The organism is Vibrio sp. SCSIO 43133 (assembly GCF_023716845.1).
Taxonomy (GTDB): Bacteria; Pseudomonadota; Gammaproteobacteria; order Enterobacterales; family Vibrionaceae; genus Vibrio; species Vibrio mediterranei.
The window spans coordinates 1,300,046-1,321,813 of record NZ_CP068025.1 but is presented as its reverse complement, the minus strand read 5'-3'; the positions used below and the strand labels follow the sequence as shown (position 1 = coordinate 1,321,813).

Below are 21,768 nucleotides of genomic sequence, written 5' to 3'. Positions count from 1 at the left end.
GTGATTGAGTCAGGCCTTTTTTTTCTAAATAAGGAAAGCAAAATCATGGCAGATCAACATTACATTGATGGTATTGAAAACGTCGCAATTATCGCGGGCAATATTCGCATGGATTTCTACACCTTTGCGGTAGACCCAGAGACTAGCGGTAAAGAGCCTCCAAAGGAGCATAACTTGCGATTGGTGATGTCTCCCGATGCGTTTTTACGAAGCTGGCAAACCCACACTCAGCTACTCGAAGAATTGAAAAGTAGAGGTTTGATTACTGAGAAGCCGGCCGAAGGTACAAGTAGCGACCAAGAGAAAACCACATTAGCGCCAAGTTTTAGCTAATTGCATCATCACTGAAATAGTAGGAATAGATATGAACACAGCATTGGAGGCGTACGTTCTTATCGCTAGGTATTATCAGGTTTATCACTCTGTCGATACTTTAAAGCGGGATCATGAAATCAAGGAAGATTACATGAGTTCGCTCGATTTAACGCTGCTGATTAATCAAACTGGGCTTAATGCCAAATGCGAAAAACTGCGTTGGCGACAACTATCTAAGTTGGGCGCTGCGTTCCCAGTTATTCTTAAATTGAAGCACGGTGACTTTGTTATCGCTGCTGGCGTTCAGTCTACGTCTGAAGGCAAACTAGAAGTTCTGATTCAAGACCCTAAGGCAGAATCAACAGAATTGTTGTCGGTTGATGAAGCTACCTTTCGTCGCTGTTGGAAAGGAGATGTGATTTTTGTTAGACCTCTCGGTGTGGATGTTGGCATCGAACAACCCTTTGGTTTTGGCTGGTTGTTCCACGAAGCACTTAAGCAGCCAAGCTTACTTTACACTATAGGAGCAGTGTCTCTTTTTCTGCATATCATCGCCTTTGTCGTACCGTTATTTTCCATGATTGTTTTCGACAAGGTTATTGGCTATTCCGGCTACGCCACTTTACACGTGCTTTTCATCGCTGCTATTGCCGCTCTTGCAATCAGTGGTGTATTGGCGTTCATCCGCAATCTGATCGTTTTACACTCAGTGGCACGATTGGATATCGAAATAGCACACTTGACTTGCCGTAGGTTGTTTCGGCTACCGCTGGCTTTTTTCCACAAGGTGGCATCCGGCAAGCTCGCCAAGCAAGTTCAAGAAGCCAGTGGCATTCGTGAGTTTATCACTGGCAACCTATTGTTTACCCTGATTGAACTCACGTCAGTGGTGGTGTTGCTTCCTGTGATGTGGTTTTTCAGCCCTACGCTCACTTGGATTGTGGCTGGGTTTTGCTGCGTCATTATGATGGCATTATTCGCAATTCTTCGGCCTTATCGACGCCAGCTAGAGGCGCTTTATCTCTCGGAAGCAGAGCGACAATCCATAGTGGTTGAAAATGTGAAAGGCATGGAAACCATAAAAAGTATGGCGATAGAAAAACGTCAGCAACAAGAGTGGCTGGATGTAACGGCTGATGTAGTGTCTCGTCAGCACACCGTTGGCCGGTGGAGTGGTTACATCAATGAGATCAGTGGCTTTTTGCAAAAAGTTATGTCATTGGTGATCATTTGGCTTGGTGCTCAGTTGGTATTAGCTGGGGAGCTGACGATAGGTACTTTAATTGCCTTTAACATCATGGCGAGCCGTATTGCAGGGCCTTTGGTGCAACTCATTGGACTAACTAGCAAGTTTCAACAGATATCCATTAGTGTTGATATGCTAGGTCGAGTGCTTAATAGTCCTCCAGAGCGGGTGAGAGAAGGAGGAGTGACGTCGCCAATCAAGGGGGAAATCGCCATCAGTCAGTTGGGATTTCAGTATGCACCTGATTTGCCTGCCGCGATTAATCAGCTCAGCGTACATATTCATCAAGGCCAGAAAATAGGCATTGTAGGCCCTAGTGGTTCAGGAAAGAGCACATTAACTCGTTTGCTACTCGGATTTTATCGACCGAATCAAGGCTCGATTCGTATTGATAATAATGAACTACGCGAATATGAACCGGGGTATCTTCGCTCCCAAATCGGCATTGTATTGCAAGACAGCTTCCTGTTTCGAGGGACGATAAAAGACAATATCGCTAAAGCCAACCCGAGCAAATCGTTGGAAGAGATCATCGATGTTGCCAGACTCACTGGCGCCGATAGTTTTATCGATAAACTCCCTATGGGTTACGACACGGTGTTGGAAGAAAATGGCAGCAATTTGTCGGGAGGTCAGCGGCAGCGACTCAACTTTGCGCGTGCGTTACTAAATAGCCCTCCAATATTGTTAATGGATGAAGCTACGAGTGCACTTGATGCCGACAGTGAGCAGCACATACTTAACAACCTTCATGCGCTTGCTCGTGGGCGAACGCTAATTAACATTTCTCATCGTTTATCTTCCATGGTTTACATGGACAAAATCCTTGTTCTCAAAGATGGTGAGCTAGTAGATTTTGCACCTCATCAGGAGCTGTTAGCACGATGCGATTTGTATCAGCAGTTGTGGCATAAACAGCATGCGTCCATTGAGCATAAGTCTGCACAACCTAGCTTCGAACAACCTGAGGAGATCGTGGCCTCATGAATATTAAGCACAAGGATGAGCTGTTAAACCATGCTCCCTTATGGCAACAAATTCGTCATTCTTACCCTAATCGGCTGGTTTCGCTTTCTGTTTGGGTGATTCTAGGTGCTTTATTTCTACTGATTATTTGGGCCAGTGTATCTAAGGTAAACACCTTTGTTGTTGCTCGTGGCCACGTTAAACCTATGGCACAAAATATAGTCATTCAAAGTCAAGCCGAGGGCGTTTTAGAGCAGTTTGTCATTCAAGTTGGCGACCAAGTAGCAAAAGGTGATCTTATTGCTGTTATCGATGGTCGAGCGATCGATTCGGATATTCACGTTACTCGATATCAAATGACGCGCCTTAAAGAACGCATTCGTCGCTTGGAGGCAGAGCTTGCCGAGACGCCTTACTTAATAGAAAACCCGCCTCGCTCAGCGCAGAAATTAGAAATGACTCTGTTTGACGCGAGAAAAGGGGCATACGGTGCCACTATTGCGGCCAAAAAAGAGACCTTGCTGTCGCTGGATGAACGAATCCAAAGCTTGCACCAAGAGCAATCGGTGGTCATCGAACAAATCAGTTTGCAAACGTCGCTGGTTAAAGAGAGGCGACGTTTATATGAGCAGGAAAAGGACAAGTACAGACGCACGGGACCAAAGCGAGAGGCATTTCTAGATTCTCAAAAACAACTCCTTGAACTGCAAAGAAAAAAGACGTCACTTCTCAGTGGCATTACCTCTCTGACTACTGAAGCAAAAACGACGCTTAGTGATCTCAAGCGCTACATCAGTCAGCACAAAGTGGACGTTTCCGATCAACTGGTTAGTGCTACGCGAGAGTACATTGCGTTGAAGCAGCAATTAGTGTCGGCGCAAAGTCAGCAGAGACTTTCAAAAATCCATGCCCCCATTGACGGTATTATCCTTAAAGTCGCAGATAAGACTTCGGGAACCTATGTGGCAACAAACGAATTCCTATATGAGATTGTGCCTATTAACACGCGAATGGAAATCGTGGTTGATTTGAATCCAGCCGATATTAACCAAGTTACATTGGGGGATGAGGTGACCATTAAGTTGGATTCGTTACCTTTTACCAAATACGGCACCATGCAAGGCAAGCTGCGCCAAGTAAGTGAGGATGTGTTAACTGACGATGTCTATGGGAAAGAAGGGTTAGCGTATCGAGGTTGGATTGATATCACTAGTGTTGATGGTATTCGAAATAAACCGGAGGAATTTCGATTACAGCCTGGTTTGTCGCTTGAGGCTAATATCCAAACCGACAAAAGAGCATTGATCTCGTACATTTTGTTCCCGATTGCGAGAGCGCTCGATGAGAGCTTTAGGGAGCCATAAATGAATAGATTATTGGTGGTAATGGTGGTGTTGCTTGCCGGGTGCTCAGTAACACCAGACAAAGTATCTGATGAACAAATAGAGTTGCGAGTACTGCAGCAACTTAACTGGATTCAAAACACGCAGATAGAAATTAACAAGCCTCTCACACTGTCGGATGCGGTGATTTTAGCGCTGAAAAATAATCTGGAAATTGAGCAAGCGAGATACAAGAATTTAATCGGTCAATCAGCGTTAAATAACGCCATGTTTGGCTTTTTACCCAAGCTAGATTCGAACTCCAATCGCTATGTGCGCAACAACGATGGTGGCGCAGTAGACGTACTTCCTCCTGCCCGAGACAAAAATTCGTCATCCACTACTATTTCTTGGTCCTCGTTAGATCTTGGTCAAGCATATTTACGCGCGCAGCAAGCTGGCAATGACCTGTTAATGGAACAGCAGCAACAAAGAAGGGTGATGAGCCGCATTGTTAGAGAAGTACTAAGTGCCTACCTAATAGTTTCTGCCATGGAACAAGAAGTGTCGATCTCTCGCCAAACGCTGCAGACATTAGGTGAGATGTTAGACCAAGCAAAAGCGCTGGAGCAGACAGAGTTGGTTGACCCCTTAGTCCTATTGCAATATCAAGAGCAAATATTAAGCCTCAGGGTACAACTGCAAGATGTAGAGCAGGAATTTCTGAGCGCCAAGCAAGACCTCATGGTACTGATAAGTGCGCCAAGCCTAGATATTCCTCTTGAGCACAAAGGTGTCAACACGTTGGGGCTGAACATTGAGGATATTGCCCTTCCGGAGCTTGAACGATTCGCGCTCTATCATCGTTCTGACTTAATGGAGTCGATGTATCAAGTTCGCAACGCCGGTCTTGAGATCAAAAGAGCTTGGCTTGAGGCACTGCCAAATTTCTCAGTGGGTTATTCCAGTTACTACGACTCTGATCCTAACTTGCGTAATAATGAGTGGTTTCAGGTAGATTTAAATTTAGCGATTAAGGTGATCGAGTTGCTGACATTGCCTGCAAAACTGGACGAGTTGGAGCAGAAACAAGCATTAGAGAAGTTAACCTCGCTAGCCAATGCGGTAGCGATCATCGGGCAAGTTCGTGCTGCGAATATTGATTACCAATCAGATAGGCTGCGATTGCAGATTCAATCTCAACGCGAAAAAACGTTAGAGGAAATAGTGCAGCTTCGTTCAGATCGTTTGAGTTACGAGTTAATGGATGAACTAGAAGTGTACAAAGCCAAGGTACAGCTGATCATCGCAAGAGTGAAAAAGGCACAAGCACATAGTCAATATCAAAGCTCGACTCTCAAAATGTTGGAGCAAGTTGGTGTCGACCTATTTCCCACCACATCCAATGTGGCAAGCAATGAACAGTTCAAACAAACCGTCGAGGCATGGCTCGATGACCTGCCAGTTCGAGTTTCTGCAATGCTCACACAACACACTCCACCTCTTACTTAAACACCAAACAATAGGATGTAACTTCAGAGGCGAAATGTTTTTTTGAATTTGTGGCTAATTGAGTCACGGCCCTTTTTATTATTGAATAGAGCCGAGATAATTTTAAATCATTCGAATCTGAGATAAATATTTATCAGTAAGTTAAATAATCACATTCCATATATTATCTTTATTTTCAATGTATGCCGAATGACAATCGCGTTCCTATATGAGGGATGTGTATGAAAAATAAACTATTAATAACAATGTTAGGCAGTGCGGTTAGTTTGGTTGGTTGTAATTATAGCGATGATGGGTATTTTGATGCCCATAACAATCAAGGTAGTCAACACTCTAATTCTCATACGGGGCGAGCGATAAATGAAAAGAGTTTCAGCACTCAATATGAAGTTAGCCCTGCTCAACTTCCGCGAGTGGATATAACTCCACGAGATATCACACCAATTGCTACACCTGATACGTTCGCATTCTCCGAGATGAAAATAGAGCAAAAAGGCGTAGATGCTCTATTGACGAATAGCACTCCGCAGCCGGTAAATCGTTTTATAGCGCGGATAGGCGACGACCAGCGTCTTGTCACAATTGTTTTGGACCAAGAAATTCCAGCGTATAGCCAAGCGAGACTGACCTCCGGAACGACGACATTAGAACATATCAAGGTTGTGAACCAAATGCGACTGTTTACACCTGAAGTAACCATGAGCGGTGAAGATTGTTCTTTAAAGAGTCCTGGCCAGGCATGTTATGCCACGCCAACGAAAGAGCAAAGACAAGTTTATGAAACCATGCTAACGAATATGCATAATTCATTTAATCGTAAGAGCTTTTTAGACAACTTGAACAAATATTTCGCCACTCCAGAGGAATGCCAGAAATATGATTGTAAGTCATGGACAGACAAAAAACTTAGCTATTCAGAAATGGCATTTTTAAAGTATGGCTCTAAAGGCCATCGCCTATCAATGCGTGTGATGACCGCTCACTATGCTGCCCACGGTATGGGCGGAGGGACATCACCTGATATAACCAAAGCCTTGTCAAATAGGGGGGGATGGGCATCAGCTTGGTGGGAGGTAGTGGACCCAACGGTTGATTCTAATCGGCCTTATACGAATGAAGCTTACAATGTCATATGGCATGAAGTAGCTCATGCTTATGGTTTCAGTCATGAGTCTGGAATGACCTATGGTGCCCAAGCTTCATGGGCATGGAGTGCCATTACGGGAGATAAGTATGGGAAAGGCGAGTCTTATATGGAAACTCATGTTACAGAGCATGATAGAAAGAACGTAACCGAAATGAAGTTACCTTCCGTTCTTATAGAGAAAAAGACGCTAGCAAAGAACGAAGTGATGCTAACCTTTTCTCGACCAGTAGGTGAAGATGAGGATGACACAATTGATGTGGACTTTTTATCTGCGTCTGAAGTAAGTTTTCAATCTTCGTATTCCAAAGGAACTAACTCAGTAGTGCTCAAGTTCTCCAAACTACCGGAGGCTCCTTTGTATGTTAGAGCGAAAGGTAAGGAAGATGATTATATGGGAACTATTCTTATACAGAAAGATGATCTTATACCTTCTAAGACATACCGAATTGGAGATACAAACTATAAGGTTCTGGCCGATGAACTTTTGAATTATAAAGCCAATGCCTGGGACATTCGAAATACATGTAAGAGTTATGGTGGAATTCTCGCAGAGAAGGCTGAGTATCAAAAGCTATGGGACTTCCTAGGGGCTCATCAGCTAATTGCAGAACTTCCCAAAAAAGTATTCTTATCTCGAGACGAGCCTCATGGGTATCGAGTTTGGCAATTGACTTTCGGTGATAACGCCATGGACGCAGTAGAGGTTCCTATGGGAGATCAATTAGGAGAGAGTCGAGGTATTGTTTGTTTGTCCAAACGATTCAATTAGGCTCAGGCACACACTCCAGCTTTTCTTAAACATCAACCACTACTTGGTAATCACTTCCACAATTTACCAGACTCAGGGTACGTAAGGTTCGTACCCTGAAAACCCATTCTGTCCCCAATACTTGTTATTCGATTTTGCGTTAAGGACTAAAGCCTGAATGGTTTCCACGCGACAGCCTAGCTGTTGCGCTAATTCAAAGACACTGCCCCGAATCACCTCAGAAGTAGAAGTGTTAATTAAGCAATGTTCTTGCTGGTAATGGTTTGATTGTAAATCCATACATGCTCTCCTCTACGTTTGTGGTTCTGGGCGTGAGATCTGACGTTACAAGCATTGGATCTCGCATGAGAAACTGTACAATTAACATACTATTAAATTATAAAAAATGAAACAAAATATTCCATTAAATTAAATATTGGCTTGGTTTGAGTGTGTTGATACGGTGTAGATTAAACTGTATCAGTAAGGACTTCATGAAAAAGCCCGAGTGTATGAACTATACGCTCGGGCTTTGTTTGTTGGCTGGCTTACTAATATCCCATCAACTGCAAGAGATTCTCAGCGGTGCTGATTGCTTCCTTACGATTTGCGATATTGAGCTTCTGATACAAATTACGGATATGTGTTTTAATTGTTGTACCTGCGACGTCCAGCTCTTGAGCAATCTGCTCGTTACTGAACCCGGAATATATCAAACCAAGAACCTGCCATTCTCTTTGTGTTAGAGGGCTAGTGCGTACTAACTCAGGGATATTCGGGTGGTTGATTAGCTTTTCCACAAACTCTTCGTTAAAGTGGACGGAACGGCTACGCTGCGTGGTATTGATGTCTTTCATCAATAGTTGTGCGCGATGACGCTCCAAATCCCCTAATTCAGACTTAGAGACCAGTTTCTCAAGCAGATGGCCGATGGTTGCACCGTCGACTAAGAAATTACCAATCATGCCAGTTTGGTTCGTTAAGACTAACGCTTCTTTTAGCAGAGCTTTGGCGGTCTCTTCATCCTGGTTTTGCACATTGAGTACCGCTTCCACAATCAGGTTGCGGTTGCGATCGGTCACTAACTGGTGGGCTTCTGCCTTGTCATTGAGATAGTTTAGAGTTTGCTGAGCTTGCTCGAACTGGCCTAGGTTGATTTGGGCACGAGCGATGTTTCGCCACTGAAGCTGCTCGAAGTGGTTACAAGCGTTGTCTGGTCGAATCGCAGTTTCTAGCCATTGTTCGATGGAGTCCACGTCACCGCGTGCTTGCCAGTAGAGGAGCAGCGATAATGAGGCGTTTGCGGTCCAATCAACATGGTAAGTTGACTGTTTCATCAGATGTTGGATCTGCTCAATGAACTTAGCGGCTTTATCGAGCTCCCCGCGACCAATTGCGATGCGTGCAATCATTGAGTAGCTATGAAGGTGCTTGCTCGGTGAATGGTTGCCAAGTACATCAAGCCCTTTATAAGCACACTCCTCAGCTTCATCCAATCGGTTCCAGCACCATAATACTTGCGCACGAACACGCAGTAAGAACTCATGCAATGGGACTTGATGTAGCTGCTGTTCTTCGATGAGTTTCAGTGCGCTATCCTGAATTTCGAACGCGGCTTGTACGTAGCCTTGTGCAATCAGAATTTCACTCTGCTGAAGCTGGGCCCACAGTGCTTGGTGATAGACATGGTACTGACGCGCGAGCTTTTCAGTCTGCTGCATCATCGACAAAGCACGGCTAAGCTGACCGATGACGTGATTCACTTCACCCACCACCGAAGTTGCCACGATACGGCTGCGATAAACAGAATGGTCGAGTTCACTCAATGCTTGCTCGGCAAGTTCAAGCGCTTTTTCTGGTGAGTTTTGGTTAATGGCAACTTGAGCTAGCAGCGCGTGGAATTCACCTTCTTGCTTCTTCGAGCGTTCAACGTTGCGCGTTTCCATTTCTTTGTCGGCTTTAGCAATCAGCTCGCCAACATCGTTGTAGCGGTGCTGACTTTGCGCCAACCACGCCTGCAACATACACAGCTTTGGCTGGCTATATAATTGGTCTTGGGTCAGGACCGCAATGGCTCCTTCCAGAGTTGCAAGCTCACCTTGGTTGAACATTTTCCAGCCAAACTCGCTTAAAATTTTCGCAACCAACTCACTGTTATTGGCCAGTTGAGCATGACGCAGTGCTTGGTGAGGCACTTTTTGCTCTAGCCAAGCTTCGGCTGCTGCCAAATGAAGCTCGTGCTCCTGCTGAGGAATACGCGCTTTGCGCTCATGGGATAAGAACTCGGCAAACAGATTGTGGAATCTAAACCAGTTATTTTCTCCCTCAAGTGGGTAGATAAATAGGCCGAATCGGTTAAGAGATTCAATCATGCTTAGCGCATCGTCGCGCTTGGTTAGGGCGATAACCAGACTGTCATTGAAGTGATCGAGTACTGAACACTGCATCAAGAACTTGCGGGTATCTTTATCTAACAGGTCAAACACTTCCTCAACCAAATAGTCCCAAAGGTGTGCATGGTTGAATTGAGAAATAGTCTCGACCGATTGGGCAAGAGTACGTTTTTGGTGCTGTGCTTGTAGTGCAAATAACTGCAATGCAGATGGCCAGCCTTCAACGTAAGTACGCAATGAGTCGGCGGTCTCATTGTCGATATCGCTTGCGAGTCGTTGGCTAAAGAAACGCGTGGTCTCTTCGGTATCAAAAGCGAGTAGCTCGTTGCCAATCTCGATCATTAAGTCACGCACACGGAGGTTCGCTGTGCCTAAAGGAGGGTTACCTCGACTGGTAACCACGAGAGTAACATTATCTGGCATGTGCTTAAGGAAAAAGCGCATCGCTTCGTGAATCTCTTCGTCAGTGATTAAATGGTAGTCATCAAGGACGATATAGCACTCGTTATGATAGCTCGTCAGTTCAGCAAACACTTCACTAAACAGGGAGTGGAGTGAAGAGAATTGACGACGCTCTGCCAAGGTTTGTGCATTTGGACATGTGTTATTCGTGGCTTTGTTGATGGCCTGCAATAGGTAGTTGACGAAGCGGAACGGGTCGTTGTCACTTTCATCGATGCTGTACCAGCCAACGTTTGGTTTATCTGATAGCCATTGAGCTGCCATCGTTGTTTTGCCGTAACCGGCGGGCGAGCGAAAAAGTACAAGCTTATAAAATGGAGCCTGTGCTAGCAGGTCCAATACTCGTGGACGCACAATCGCGTTATGTAAGCGTCCAGGTCGAGTTAGTTTTGAAGGAATCCACATAGATATTTCCTACCAATTTATTATGTTCTACTCCGTCGGGGAGTAGGGAGCGAGTCACCAAAGCTTTTTATTGCACGTTCGATGGTATGAGAGAGTGAGCTCTACATTTATTGATCGAGGGCTATATTTTGATTTTTAAGCTTTTTTCACAGCTACTACGCCTTATAAATGTGATTAATGTCACCTTTATTGCTTGGTGTGGAGTGTGAATGGCCTGTCATGTATACAAAAAAACCTGGTGATTTGCGGCTTTTTTCGAGGCTAATTGTGATCTGAACAGCAGAATTTGTATTTAGTCCGATAAGGGATAGCAAATGTTTCTTAATTAACGCTTAGAGTGAAATGTGAGCTTGGCGTGATCGTTATCACCAGAAAAAACAGAATGGTTAACCGGAATGGGAGATCGATCACTAAGTGGAGGGGAGTACGCCCTCTACGCCCTCCTCACTCATCCTCCATGGAGTCGGAACTAGGAGGATGTTTATGGAAACGTCACCATGCACGATATGGGACAGATGGATAAAAACTTAAAGTGAGATTTCTTAATGAAACCTACTCAGCAAAAACAATTTGATAAAGCTTCTTTCCAAGAAAGTGTTAAAAAGCACCTGTCTGCTACTTACGCAACGACTGTTGAGGCTGCTTCTGAGCGCCAATGGTATCTAGCAATGGGTCGAGCGTTAGCGGAATTAACTACGTTTGACCTTCTTGCCACTGAAGCGGACGAGCGCATCAAAAAAGCAAAAAGTGTTAACTACCTATCTCTTGAGTTCTTGATTGGTCGTTTGACGGGTAACAACCTGATCAGCATGGGCTTGTATGAGCAGATCACTGAAGCAATGGCTGAGCTAGGTCATAATCTTACCGATCTTCTTGAAGAAGAGCGCGACCCATCACTTGGTAACGGTGGTCTTGGGCGTCTAGCGGCGTGTTTCATGGATTCATGCGCCGCTCAAGAATACCCAACGGTAGGCTACGGTCTGCACTATGAATACGGCCTATTTAAGCAGTCATTCAAAGATGGCCGTCAACAAGAAGCACCAGACGCATGGCGCGGTGTAGAAGGTTATCCATGGGAAGTGGCGCGTCCAGAACTTGCGCAAGAAATTGGCTTTTACGGTCACGTTGAAGTTGTCAACGAGAACGGTAAAGAAGTTCGTAAATGGGTTCCTGGCATGACAGTAAAAGCGATGCCTTGGGATCTACCTATCGTAGGTTACGAGTCAGAAACAGTGTACCCATTACGTCTTTGGGAATGCCAAGCTATTGCACCATTCTCATTGGCAAGCTTCAACAATGGTGATTACTTCGAAGCACAGCACGCGCTAATTGACGCGGGTAACATCACTAAGGTTCTATACCCGAACGACAACCATGAAAAAGGTAAGACTCTGCGTCTAATGCAGCAGTACTTCCACTCAGCAGCATCAGTGCGCGATATCCTGCGTCGTCATGAAGCAGCGGGTTACACACTAGCATCTCTACCTAAGCAAGAAACTATTCAGCTTAACGATACGCACCCAACGATCGCAATTCCTGAACTAATGCGCATCCTTCTTGATGAAAAAGGCATGAGTTGGGATGACGCGTGGGCGATTTCTTCTAAGACATTCGCATACACTAACCACACACTACTTCCAGAAGCACTAGAGACATGGCCTGAGTCCTTAATCCAGCGTCTACTTCCGCGTCACATGGAAATCATCTTTGAAATCAACCACCGCTTCCTGCAAGAAGTACGTGCAATGTGGCCTGGTGATGGTGAGAAGCAAGCGAAACTGTCTATCATCCAAGAAGGCTTCCATCGTATGGTTCGTATGGCGAACCTATGTGTTATTGGTTCATACGCGGTTAACGGTGTAGCTGCACTTCACTCTCAATTGGTTAAGAAAGACCTATTCCCAGAGTTCGATGCAATGTACCCAACGCGTCTGCATAACGTGACTAACGGTATTACGCCTCGTCGTTGGTTGAAGTTCTGTAACCCTGGTCTATCTGCTCTGATTACTGACAAGATCGGCGACGAGTGGCCTGCGAAACTGGAACAGCTTGAAGGCATCGCTAAGTTTGCTGATGACGCTAAATTCCAGAAGGAATATATGGCTGTTAAGAAGCAAAACAAACAGCGCCTTGCGGATTGGGTTTCTGAGAACATGGGTATCGAGCTAGATACTAACGCTATCTTTGATGTTCAAATTAAGCGTTTACACGAGTACAAGCGTCAGCACCTTGACCTTCTACACGTACTAGCGCTTTACCACCGCCTACTGAAAGATCCTTCTTTCGACATGGTTCCACGCGTTGTGTTCTTCGCTGCGAAAGCAGCGCCAGGTTACCACCTAGCGAAAGAAATCATCTTTGCAATCAACAAGATTGCTGAGAAAGTGAATAATGACCCACGTATTGGCGGTAAGCTGAAAGTGGTATTCATCCCTGATTACCGAGTAAGCATGGCTGAGATCATCATCCCAGCAGCAGATGTGTCTCAACAAATCTCTATGGCAGGTAAAGAGGCATCGGGTACAGGTAACATGAAGATGGCTCTAAATGGTGCTCTAACTATCGGTACGATGGATGGTGCGAACGTTGAGATTCGTGAAGAAGTAGGCGACGAAAATATCTACATCTTCGGCCTAGATGTTGACGGTGTTAAAGAAGTGAAGGCGGCGGGCTATAACCCTTACGACTACTACAACGCGGATCCTCTACTAAAAGCATCTCTAGACCTACTTCTAGGTGATGAGTTTACTCCAGGTCAACCAGGTCTACTGCGTGCTACCTACGATAGCCTACTAGATGGCGGTGACCCTTACCTATGTCTTGCTGATTTTGCTTCTTATGTTGAAGCACACGAAGCGATGGACGCGCAATACCGTGACCAAGCGGGCTGGGCTAAGAAAGCGATTCTGAACACTGCTCTAGTTGGTAAGTTCAGCTCTGACCGAAGCATCAGAGACTACGTGAATAACATTTGGAAACTAGAAGCAGTTTCTCGTTAATCACGATGACCAAGGTGCTCAGAGAGTGCCTTGGTCGCTTTAATTGCTTCATCTCTGTTTTAGCGTCATCCCTGCGCGGGCAGGGATCTTCTAACAGCGATAATGAATACTTTGAGTAGATTTCTGCCCGCGTAAATGCGCGATGAGCAGGAATGACGTAAATAGACTGTCGAGCGGCATAATAAGCTCGAATCAAAAATTACACTAACCCTACCGTTTTGAAGGTTAAAGAAGTCCTTCGGAGAGAGCGATGACAGAACAAACAGCATTAAAACAAGTTGCTGAAATGGCAAAAATAGCCGACAGCTACGTAAGTGCGTGGGGCAGTCCAGCGAAAGTAGAAGACGAAACAATTCTTCGTCTGCTAGCGTCTTTAGGCTATGACACCACAAATGATGAAACTTTGCTTAAATCTGCTGAGAAAAAGCATAAAAAAGAAGTGATTGAACCAGTTCTTGTTGTTAAAGACGAGGATGCGGTTGAAGTCGAACTTCATTTAGGTGTTAGCGCTCGCGAAAGCGATTTCAGCTGGCGTTTAGAGACCGAGCAGGGAGAAGTACTTGAAGGCTATCTTCAATCTCAAATCGTTCGTGATGAGCGTGCTGAGGGTGGCCCTTTAGTATTTTCGTTACCTAGTGACCTACCATGGGGTTACCATAAGCTTTACCTAGAGCGTAAGCGTCGCAAAGCCCCTTATGAAATGACACTGATTCGTACGCCACGTGCCTGTTTCAAACAGAGTGCCATTGACCATGGCAAGAAACTATGGGGTCCGAGTGTCCAGCTTTATACGCTACGCACTCAGCACAACTGGGGTATTGGTGACTTCGGCGATCTAAAACAGTTGGTGGCAGACATTGCTGCGCGTGGTGGTGACTTTGTTGGTTTAAACCCAATTCATTCACTATTCCCAGCCAACCCAGAAGGAGCAAGCCCTTACAGTCCTTCTTCTCGTCGTTGGTTGAACATACTCTATATCGATGTGAGCTCTGTCGCTGAATTCGCTTTGAGCGCTGATGCTCAGCAAATGGTCGGCAGCTCTGACTTCCAAGCTCGCCTTCAGAAGGCGCGTGATTCCCACTGGGTTAATTACACTGAAGTCGCGGATCTGAAAATGAGCGTGTTACCTCTTCTTTTTGAAGAGTTTAAATCTCGTCATTTGGATAAGCAGTCTGAGCGCGCAAGATTGTTCTTAGATTTTGTGGAAGAGGGTGGCGAAAGCCTTCTGCATCAGGCGGCATTTGACGCAATTCATGCCGAATTGCACGCAGAAGATTCAAGTGTTTGGGGGTGGCCTGTTTTCCCTGAGAAATATCGCCGTTTTGAAAATAGCGCTACTCAGAAATTTATCGCTGATAACCGCGATAAAGTTCAGCTTTACATGTACTTACAGTGGATCGCTGATGTTCAAATCAACGAAGCACAAGCACTTGCCGAAGAAAAAGGCATGGCTGTAGGTCTATATCGTGACTTGGCGGTTGGCGTTGCAGATTCTGGCTCTGAAACTTGGGCAGACAATGGCAACCTTGTGATGGATGCAAGCATTGGTGCTCCACCTGATATTCTAGGTCCGTTAGGTCAAAACTGGGGTCTACCTCCACTGAACCCACAAGTACTGCAAGCGACGTCCTATGATGCCTACATCAAGTTACTGCGCGCTAATATGAAACATTGCGGTTCACTGCGTATTGACCACGTACTAGGGCTGTTGCGTCTATGGTGGATTCCAAAAGGTGAAAATGCCACTAAAGGTGCTTATATCTACTATCCAGTGGAAGACATGCTAGCCATCTTAGCGCTTGAATCACATCGTCATCAATGTAGTGTGATTGGTGAAGACTTGGGTACGGTGCCAGATGAAATCGTTGAAATCCTTCGTGAAGCAGGCGTCCACTCGTACAAGGTGTTCTTCTTCGAAACAGCAGAAGATGGTGGTTTCATCTCACCAGCGCACTACGCCGATCAGTCAATGTCAGCACTATGTACGCACGACATGCCGACATTACGTGGCTTCTGGCATTGTGACGACCTAAAAATGGGTAGCGAGATTGGTCTTTACCCCGATAAAGAGCAACTTGAAGGATTGTTTGATGACCGTCTGGAATGTAAACAAGGCATTCTTGATAGCGTAGCATGGCACGGTTATCTACCAGAAGGTGTTGGTCGTGATGCTAGCCTAGTGCCGATGGACGCTTATTTAAGTGAAGCACTTCAGCTGCATGTTGCTGCGGGCGCATCAACGCTATTGAGTGTCCAGCTTGAAGATTGGTTAGAAATGGACAAGCCAGTTAACATTCCTGGTACGGTGAATGAGTACCCGAACTGGCGTCGCAAACTGTCGATGAACCTTGAGGAAATCTTTACTCAAGAAGGGGTGAATCGTATCGCGAAACGTCTAACAGAAGTGCGCGCTAACGCAAGCAAATAATCCGCCTCAAAATCGCAAATCAAGCACGGCTTCTTCAGAGATTTGTTCTGTCATCTCTGGGAGTCGTGCTTTTCTTTTTATCGCTTGTCACTATTGGGATTTATATTGTAAAGAAGTGCGTAAAAATACCGTATTGCACCCGAAAATTAGGGTTAAATCACTTCCCGTATAGGTGCAATCAAGTACAATGAAACCTTGCTGGTAGCCCGCGCTTTGCGGGCTTTTTTATAGTGCCTCAAACGTCAGTGAAACCAACTATTGGTTTCGAAAAAATAATCATGGGGCTATTTAAGGTCGAGGGAGATGAACGTTGAATAATAAAGGGCTTAAAAAACTAAAACAGGCGTACGATCGACTCTCGAGTGCATCGTTTGCTGATCCATTTTCATTCTTAGGACCTTATCTACAGGAAGAAGGTATTGCCTTAAGAGTATGGATGCCAGGTGCCGATGGGGTAGCCGTTGAACTAGCATCAGGTGAAAGACTACCGATGGTGAGAGAAGAGGCGTCAGGTTTTGTTCTCAAATCTGATTTGGACCTGCGATTTACTCACTATCAGTTAGCGGTAGATTGGAATGGTACTGAGCAAATGCTGGATGACCCATACCAATATCACGCTTTGTACGCTGAATACGATGAGTTACATACACCAAAAGAGATGTATCACCATATGGGCTCACAATTTATCTCGCTTGAGCGAGACGGTGAGAACATTGAGGGGACACGCTTTTTGGTTTATGCCCCACATGCTACAGCGGTTAGTTTAGTCGGTAGCTTCAATGCTTGGGATGGGCGCCGTAATCCAATGCAGCGATTGGATTATGGAATTTGGGGTATTTTTATTCCAAATCTGCCAGAAGGAGCACAATACAAATTTGAATTGAAAGGACCGAATGGTGAAGGCTTACCGCATAAAGCGGATCCTTGGGGCTTCTACTCCGAGCAATACCCTTCTTTTTCATCAGTGACTTACAATCATAACCGCTACGATTGGCAAGATGAAAAGTGGCAATCTCGACCTGTCACCGAAAAGCGTAAAGAGGCGCTGTCGTTTTATGAGTTGCATGCAGGTTCGTGGAAGCGCAATGACAATGGTGATTTCCTGACTTATCGTGAATTGGCCACCGAACTTATCCCTTATTTGACCGATATGGGTTATACCCATGTTGAGTTAATGCCAGTGTCTGAACACCCATTCTACGGTTCTTGGGGCTATCAACCAGTCGGGTTGTTCGCACCGACGAGCCGCTTTGGTTCCCCAGATGACTTTAAGTATTTCGTAGATCAGTGCCACCAAGCAGGCTTAGGTGTTGTACTGGATTGGGTACCTGCACACTTCCCATCAGATGATCATGGTTTGGCGAATTTCGATGGTACGCCTCTATTCCACGATCCTGATCCGCGTCGCGGCTGGCACCAAGATTGGAATTCTTATATTTACGATTTAGGTCGTGAACATGTTCGTCGCTTTTTAGTGTCCAATGCGCTTTATTGGTTTGAGCAGTTCCATATTGATGGTATTCGCGTTGATGCCGTTGCGTCGATGTTGTATCTAGACTATTCGCGTAGCCACGATCAGTGGATTCCAAACGTCGATGGCGGTCGCGAAAATTACGATGCTATCGCAACCCTTAAGTGGATGAACGAAGAAGTCTACAAGCACTTCCCGAATGCGATGACCATTGCTGAAGAATCGACCGCATTCCCTGGCGTATCGGCTCCGACCTTTATGGGTGGTTTAGGTTTTGGGTTTAAATGGAATATGGGGTGGATGCACGACAGCCTTTCTTATATTCAAGAAGATCCTATTAACCGCAAATACCATCACGATACCATCACGTTCCCGCTTGTTTATGCCCATAGTGAGAATTATGTTCTTTCACTATCACACGATGAAGTGGTATACGGTAAGCACTCTATTCACAATAAAATGCCGGGTGATGAGTGGCAGCAAACTGCCAACTTACGAGCGTATTTAGGCTATATGTATGCGCAACCTGGCAAGAAGCTTAACTTCATGGGTGCTGAGTTTGGGCAAACCGGTGAGTGGAACCACGATGACCAGTTACAGTGGTTCTTGTTAGATTTTGACCGTCATCAGGGCGTGCAAGCTCTAACGCGTGACTTAAACAAACTGTATCGTAATGAGAAATCACTGTTCGAACTCGACTCAGAACCTAAAGGCTTTGAGTGGCGTCTTCAAGATGCGGCAGAAGCGAGTATTCTCGCTCATGAACGTATCAGTGAAGAAGGCGAACGTATGTTAGTGATCAGTAACTTTACCCCTGTACCCCATGAAGCTTTCCGCTTAGGTGTGCCGTTAGCAGGTAAGTATGAGCTGATGTTAAATACCGATGACTCTATCTATGCTGGTAGTGGGTTTGGTGCGGTGCAAACTGCATTGACTGAGCAAATGGAAAGTGAAGCACAACCACAATCGTTGTCGTTACGCTTACCACCGCTTTCAACGGTATTCTATAAGTATCAAGGTTAAGAGTACAAAAGCCCCAGCAAATTGTTGGGGCTTTTGTTTTCCATTACAACGCAAGTAAAGCCTCGCGAGCGAGCCCGATTCGTAATTGAGTATGAAAACCCGAGACAAAATTATCCAAGCCAGCTTGAAGCTATTTAATGAAAAAGGCGAGCGCGTCATTACTACCAACCATATTGCTGCCCACTTAGGTATGAGTCCTGGTAATCTCTACTACTACTTTCGCAATAAAGAAGACATCATCAAATCGATTTTTGATGAATACATTACTTATGTGCGTGAATCCTTTGTGCCAGTATCGAGTGAGACACCCGCCGAAGTATACTTACAGCGATATTGTGAAGAAGTGTTTGGTAGTATTTGGCGATTTCGATTCTTTCATGCCAGCATGCCTGAAATAGTAATGCGAGACAAATCTCTGCATAGGGATTACTTGCAAGCACACGATATTTTGGTTGCAAGAGCCCGTGAGTCAGTGCTCAATTTACGTCGTGATGGGTTTATTATTATCGACGATAGCCAGATTGATGAGTTGATTGAATTGATGCGTGTAGTTGGTGGCTTTTGGGTAAGTTACTTAATGGCAAATTCAGTAAGCAAATCGATCACTAAAGCAGATGTTAATCGAGGTGTTGGTAAGTTTATCGTCTTACTATGGCCTTATAGTACCGACAAAGGCAAAGTAGTACTCACTAAGCTGAAACTCAAATATCAGTCTCCAACTTAACGTTAGAACTCGAAGTTGCTCCTTTCCTTGCTATCGCAACTTCAGTGTATACATATAGTTGTCCCTTTTCAGTCATTCCCAAGAATTTTTAGGTGGCTCAATGCCACTTTTTTACTCCTCCAATCATTCGTCTGAAAACTTTCTGTGAATCCGATCACAGCTTTATATAAACCTCATAGAGTTTGTGTGATTAGCTTAAAAAATCACCATCAACCTTAGCTTCCATTTTTGAAAACGTGAAAAAGATCTCAACATGTAACACGAAATGAAATTAGAGTAATTACTCAAACGTAGAGTAAATGCTCTATTATAAGATATTGATAAGTAAGAATAATAGTAATGGATTTTTAGTTGGATATTGGTTTTATATAAAAAATAACGTGGAGGTATTATGGACATACCAACCTGGCATTACGTGGTATCTATGTCTTCGTATATAGTCTTTTTGCTACTACTCATCGAAGGTATGCGCCGGACACCCCGGCTAACCGCCTTTATTTGGATTGCAACTTTATTTACCGCGCCATTGTGGGTTGAACAGTTGGATGGCTGGTTCCGCTGGGCAAAAACAGTGAGTGTGCTTATTCCTACGGCTTTGGTGGTCGGCCTTGCTCGGCTCGCTTGGTACTACCGAGAGAACCCTAACGTGATATTACGTTTCTTTCGTGGTGACTGGGTATTGAAAGTACTGTACGGAGTGCTATTTCTCAATATTGCTGAAGCGACACTGAAAGATCTGGTAACCGGCAACTACTTCAACTTTATCTGTGGCGTGATTTTATGCATCACCATCCCTTTCCCACGCTACAAGAACGGAGTGCGACAATACTGGCTTATCTCGAAAGATAAGCCAAATGATCTGCTGTTCTATTCCACTGCCGCTTGGAACTTCCTATACACCACGTGGAATCTTGCGTTTGTGTATGGTGAGAATACCGGCTACTTCGCTAGCTCATTCTGTATTTTGATTGCTGCTGAGCTGTATCCCGTCATCAAAAAACGTCCAGAGCTATACATCATTGCTCGTGTTTATACGCTGGCGTTTCACATCTTCGTGCGGGCTATTCACGATGTGTTTACCCCAGTCATGGACTCCAGCGCGTGGCGTAACGAAAGCGTGCTTTATTGGTGGGGTGCTATCAACCTCGCAATGCACATTCCATTTGTCATTTGGTACTTCAAAAAGCAGCGCGAGCAGAAGGAGCCACCGTATGGCGACAATCAGCCTCCATTGAAAACGGACTGCGTCAATGAGTACGACGAAGCTCCCGACAAAGTGGCGCTCGCCAAATAGTTAAAAGCAGATTGCTTAGAGGCACATAGCTTATAGGCAAGTAGCTAAAGAGCTTTCCCCCGGAGGCCTAGTTGATGACGACGTTATTAGGCCACCACTTCAAAACCTGACACAGGTGATGGTATGAAAAGATTAACAACACAGATTTTGGCGTTGTTGGTACTACTGTGCGCGGCGTTTATGTCTCCGCTTGCAGCCGCCGACCAAGGCTATAACGAACAACAACTTATTGGCGAAACTTGGCAAGGGACTTTTGATGGCGACCCTGGAGAGGGCAGTCTGTTTTATCGCCTTGAGTTTTTGGCGGACGGCAAAGTCAAAGTGCTTAGACAGTCTGGTGGTTTTAACAAAACTGAAGTTCAGAATTGGCATATTGAAGAGGGTCAAGTCATGATCCGCAGCAATGCTGGTGATGAGATCACGGACTTTGATAACGCTACTTTTGCGTATACCGATCGCGATCAGATGCGCTTTACCAAGGATGGCAATCATTGCAACTTCCATAAACTGTATCAAACCCGTGCTTATCTGCATGTGCTGTTTGTCCTGGTTGGCTTGATTGCACTCAATGAGCTTTGCCGTCATGTGAAGTGGGCGAACTACCTACTTTGGTTCGTACTGCCGATTGCACTAATCCCACTATTTAGTAGTTATGGCGTTACCTACTGGTTCAAGTGGGTCAAGCTTTACTCGGTAGTCGGTGCCGCCGCGCTGTTTACCCTTATCCGATTTACCCCTATTGGCGATAAAAAGTGGGCACGTTTTGGCGCCGCTGCATTCTTGGCGCTGAATATTTCAGAAGCGGTGCTGCAAGATTTCACCATGGGCAACATGGCCAACATTCTCAATGCGACTGGTGGTTTGCTCTCCATCATCACTCTGGCGGGTTGGGCACAGATCCACGCTGACAAATCGAAACAAAGAGACATGGTGTGGCCTGCTATGACCACGTTTTGGATCATCGCTTACGACATCTGGAACATCGTGTTTGTTTACCTCAACTTCCCTGGCAGTGCCACAGCACAGGCCATGGTTCTGGTGGCGGCGACCTTGCCATCACTGTTTATCAAGAAAGGTACTTGGTTGCAGGCGCGCGCCTTCACGCTTGCGGGTTCCTTTATGTATTACTTCAGTTGTCCATTTATGTACGAAAGCAACGTGGTGGTGCTGCCGCGCAACGATGAGCTCATGTTATTAGCGGGATTGGCGAGCTTTGTGGCAAACGGTATCTATGCCTGGTTGTTCTTTAGAAAAACGCGCGAACAGCGCATAGCGTCAGTTCTTTCCTAACTATAAAAATATTAAATAAATCA

At 45.2% G+C, this 21,768-nt stretch carries 13 protein-coding genes; 11 read left to right on the top strand and 2 right to left on the bottom strand.

What is annotated here, in order from left to right; genetic code table 11:
- Positions 1-45 precede the first annotated feature (45 nt).
- From JKJ11_RS22775 to JKJ11_RS22755, 5 genes are all read left to right on the top strand, one after another.
- On the top strand, positions 46-333 hold the full coding sequence (locus JKJ11_RS22775) for a hypothetical protein (RefSeq protein WP_031493268.1): 288 nt from the start codon (positions 46-48) through the stop codon (positions 331-333).
- A gap of 31 nt (positions 334-364) precedes the next feature.
- Positions 365-2,548: a peptidase domain-containing ABC transporter gene (locus JKJ11_RS22770; RefSeq protein WP_252039289.1), complete on the top strand. Its 2,184-nt coding sequence runs from the start codon at positions 365-367 to the stop codon at positions 2,546-2,548.
- Positions 2,545-3,891: an HlyD family type I secretion periplasmic adaptor subunit gene (locus JKJ11_RS22765; protein WP_252039287.1), complete on the top strand. Its 1,347-nt coding sequence runs from the start codon at positions 2,545-2,547 to the stop codon at positions 3,889-3,891. The genes JKJ11_RS22770 and JKJ11_RS22765 overlap by 4 nt, the downstream gene beginning before the upstream one ends.
- Entirely contained in the window at positions 3,892-5,361 is a 1,470-nt protein-coding gene (locus JKJ11_RS22760; RefSeq protein WP_252039286.1) for a TolC family protein, read from the top strand.
- A gap of 221 nt (positions 5,362-5,582) precedes the next feature.
- On the top strand, positions 5,583-7,277 hold the full coding sequence (locus JKJ11_RS22755; protein ID WP_252039284.1) for a hypothetical protein: 1,695 nt from the start codon (positions 5,583-5,585) through the stop codon (positions 7,275-7,277).
- Positions 7,278-7,349: 72 nt separating this feature from the next.
- Here JKJ11_RS22755 and JKJ11_RS22750 read toward each other — a convergent pair whose 3' ends face one another.
- Entirely contained in the window at positions 7,350-7,556 is a 207-nt protein-coding gene (locus JKJ11_RS22750) for a hypothetical protein (protein ID WP_038227536.1), read from the bottom strand.
- Between the two features lie 251 nt (positions 7,557-7,807).
- Positions 7,808-10,516, bottom strand: a complete 2,709-nt coding sequence (gene malT, locus JKJ11_RS22745; RefSeq protein WP_038227535.1) for an HTH-type transcriptional regulator MalT — start codon at positions 10,514-10,516, stop codon at positions 7,808-7,810.
- A gap of 545 nt (positions 10,517-11,061) precedes the next feature.
- Between malT and JKJ11_RS22740 the strand changes: the two genes are divergently transcribed.
- The 6 genes from JKJ11_RS22740 to JKJ11_RS22715 all read left to right on the top strand — a co-directional run bounded on the left by JKJ11_RS22740 (position 11,062) and on the right by JKJ11_RS22715 (position 21,745).
- Entirely contained in the window at positions 11,062-13,515 is a 2,454-nt protein-coding gene (locus JKJ11_RS22740; RefSeq protein ID WP_038227534.1) for a glycogen/starch/alpha-glucan phosphorylase, read from the top strand.
- 250 nt (positions 13,516-13,765) lie between these two features.
- Positions 13,766-15,943, top strand: coding sequence for a 4-alpha-glucanotransferase (gene malQ / locus JKJ11_RS22735; RefSeq protein WP_006069833.1), 2,178 nt, complete (start codon positions 13,766-13,768; stop codon positions 15,941-15,943).
- Positions 15,944-16,253: 310 nt separating this feature from the next.
- On the top strand, positions 16,254-18,437 hold the full coding sequence (gene glgB / locus JKJ11_RS22730) for a 1,4-alpha-glucan branching protein GlgB (RefSeq protein WP_198559259.1): 2,184 nt from the start codon (positions 16,254-16,256) through the stop codon (positions 18,435-18,437).
- A gap of 91 nt (positions 18,438-18,528) precedes the next feature.
- Complete coding sequence (locus tag JKJ11_RS22725) at positions 18,529-19,161, top strand: TetR/AcrR family transcriptional regulator (RefSeq protein WP_124941538.1); 633 nt, start codon at positions 18,529-18,531, stop codon at positions 19,159-19,161.
- A gap of 391 nt (positions 19,162-19,552) precedes the next feature.
- Positions 19,553-20,455 (top strand): hypothetical protein, encoded by a 903-nt coding sequence (locus JKJ11_RS22720; protein ID WP_252039282.1) that lies wholly within the window; start codon positions 19,553-19,555, stop codon positions 20,453-20,455.
- A 123-nt stretch (positions 20,456-20,578) separates the two neighbouring features.
- Positions 20,579-21,745, top strand: a complete 1,167-nt coding sequence (locus JKJ11_RS22715) for a DUF5692 family protein (RefSeq protein WP_006069841.1) — start codon at positions 20,579-20,581, stop codon at positions 21,743-21,745.
- The last annotated feature ends 23 nt before the right edge of the window (positions 21,746-21,768 follow it).

Excerpts from the sequence above, each read along its gene's own strand:
- JKJ11_RS22775 (WP_031493268.1), top strand. The coding sequence starts at position 46 with ATGGCAGATCAACATTACATTGATGGTATTGAAAACGTCGCAATTATC.
- JKJ11_RS22770 (WP_252039289.1), top strand. The coding sequence starts at position 365 with ATGAACACAGCATTGGAGGCGTACGTTCTTATCGCTAGGTATTATCAG.
- JKJ11_RS22765 (WP_252039287.1), top strand. The coding sequence starts at position 2,545 with ATGAATATTAAGCACAAGGATGAGCTGTTAAACCATGCTCCCTTATGG.
- JKJ11_RS22760 (WP_252039286.1), top strand. The coding sequence starts at position 3,892 with ATGAATAGATTATTGGTGGTAATGGTGGTGTTGCTTGCCGGGTGCTCA.
- JKJ11_RS22755 (WP_252039284.1), top strand. The coding sequence starts at position 5,583 with ATGAAAAATAAACTATTAATAACAATGTTAGGCAGTGCGGTTAGTTTG.
- JKJ11_RS22750 (WP_038227536.1), bottom strand. The coding sequence starts at position 7,556 with ATGGATTTACAATCAAACCATTACCAGCAAGAACATTGCTTAATTAAC.
- malT (WP_038227535.1), bottom strand. The coding sequence starts at position 10,516 with ATGTGGATTCCTTCAAAACTAACTCGACCTGGACGCTTACATAACGCG.
- JKJ11_RS22740 (WP_038227534.1), top strand. The coding sequence starts at position 11,062 with ATGAAACCTACTCAGCAAAAACAATTTGATAAAGCTTCTTTCCAAGAA.
- malQ (WP_006069833.1), top strand. The coding sequence starts at position 13,766 with ATGACAGAACAAACAGCATTAAAACAAGTTGCTGAAATGGCAAAAATA.
- JKJ11_RS22725 (WP_124941538.1), top strand. The coding sequence starts at position 18,529 with ATGAAAACCCGAGACAAAATTATCCAAGCCAGCTTGAAGCTATTTAAT.
- JKJ11_RS22720 (WP_252039282.1), top strand. The coding sequence starts at position 19,553 with ATGGACATACCAACCTGGCATTACGTGGTATCTATGTCTTCGTATATA.
- JKJ11_RS22715 (WP_006069841.1), top strand. The coding sequence starts at position 20,579 with ATGAAAAGATTAACAACACAGATTTTGGCGTTGTTGGTACTACTGTGC.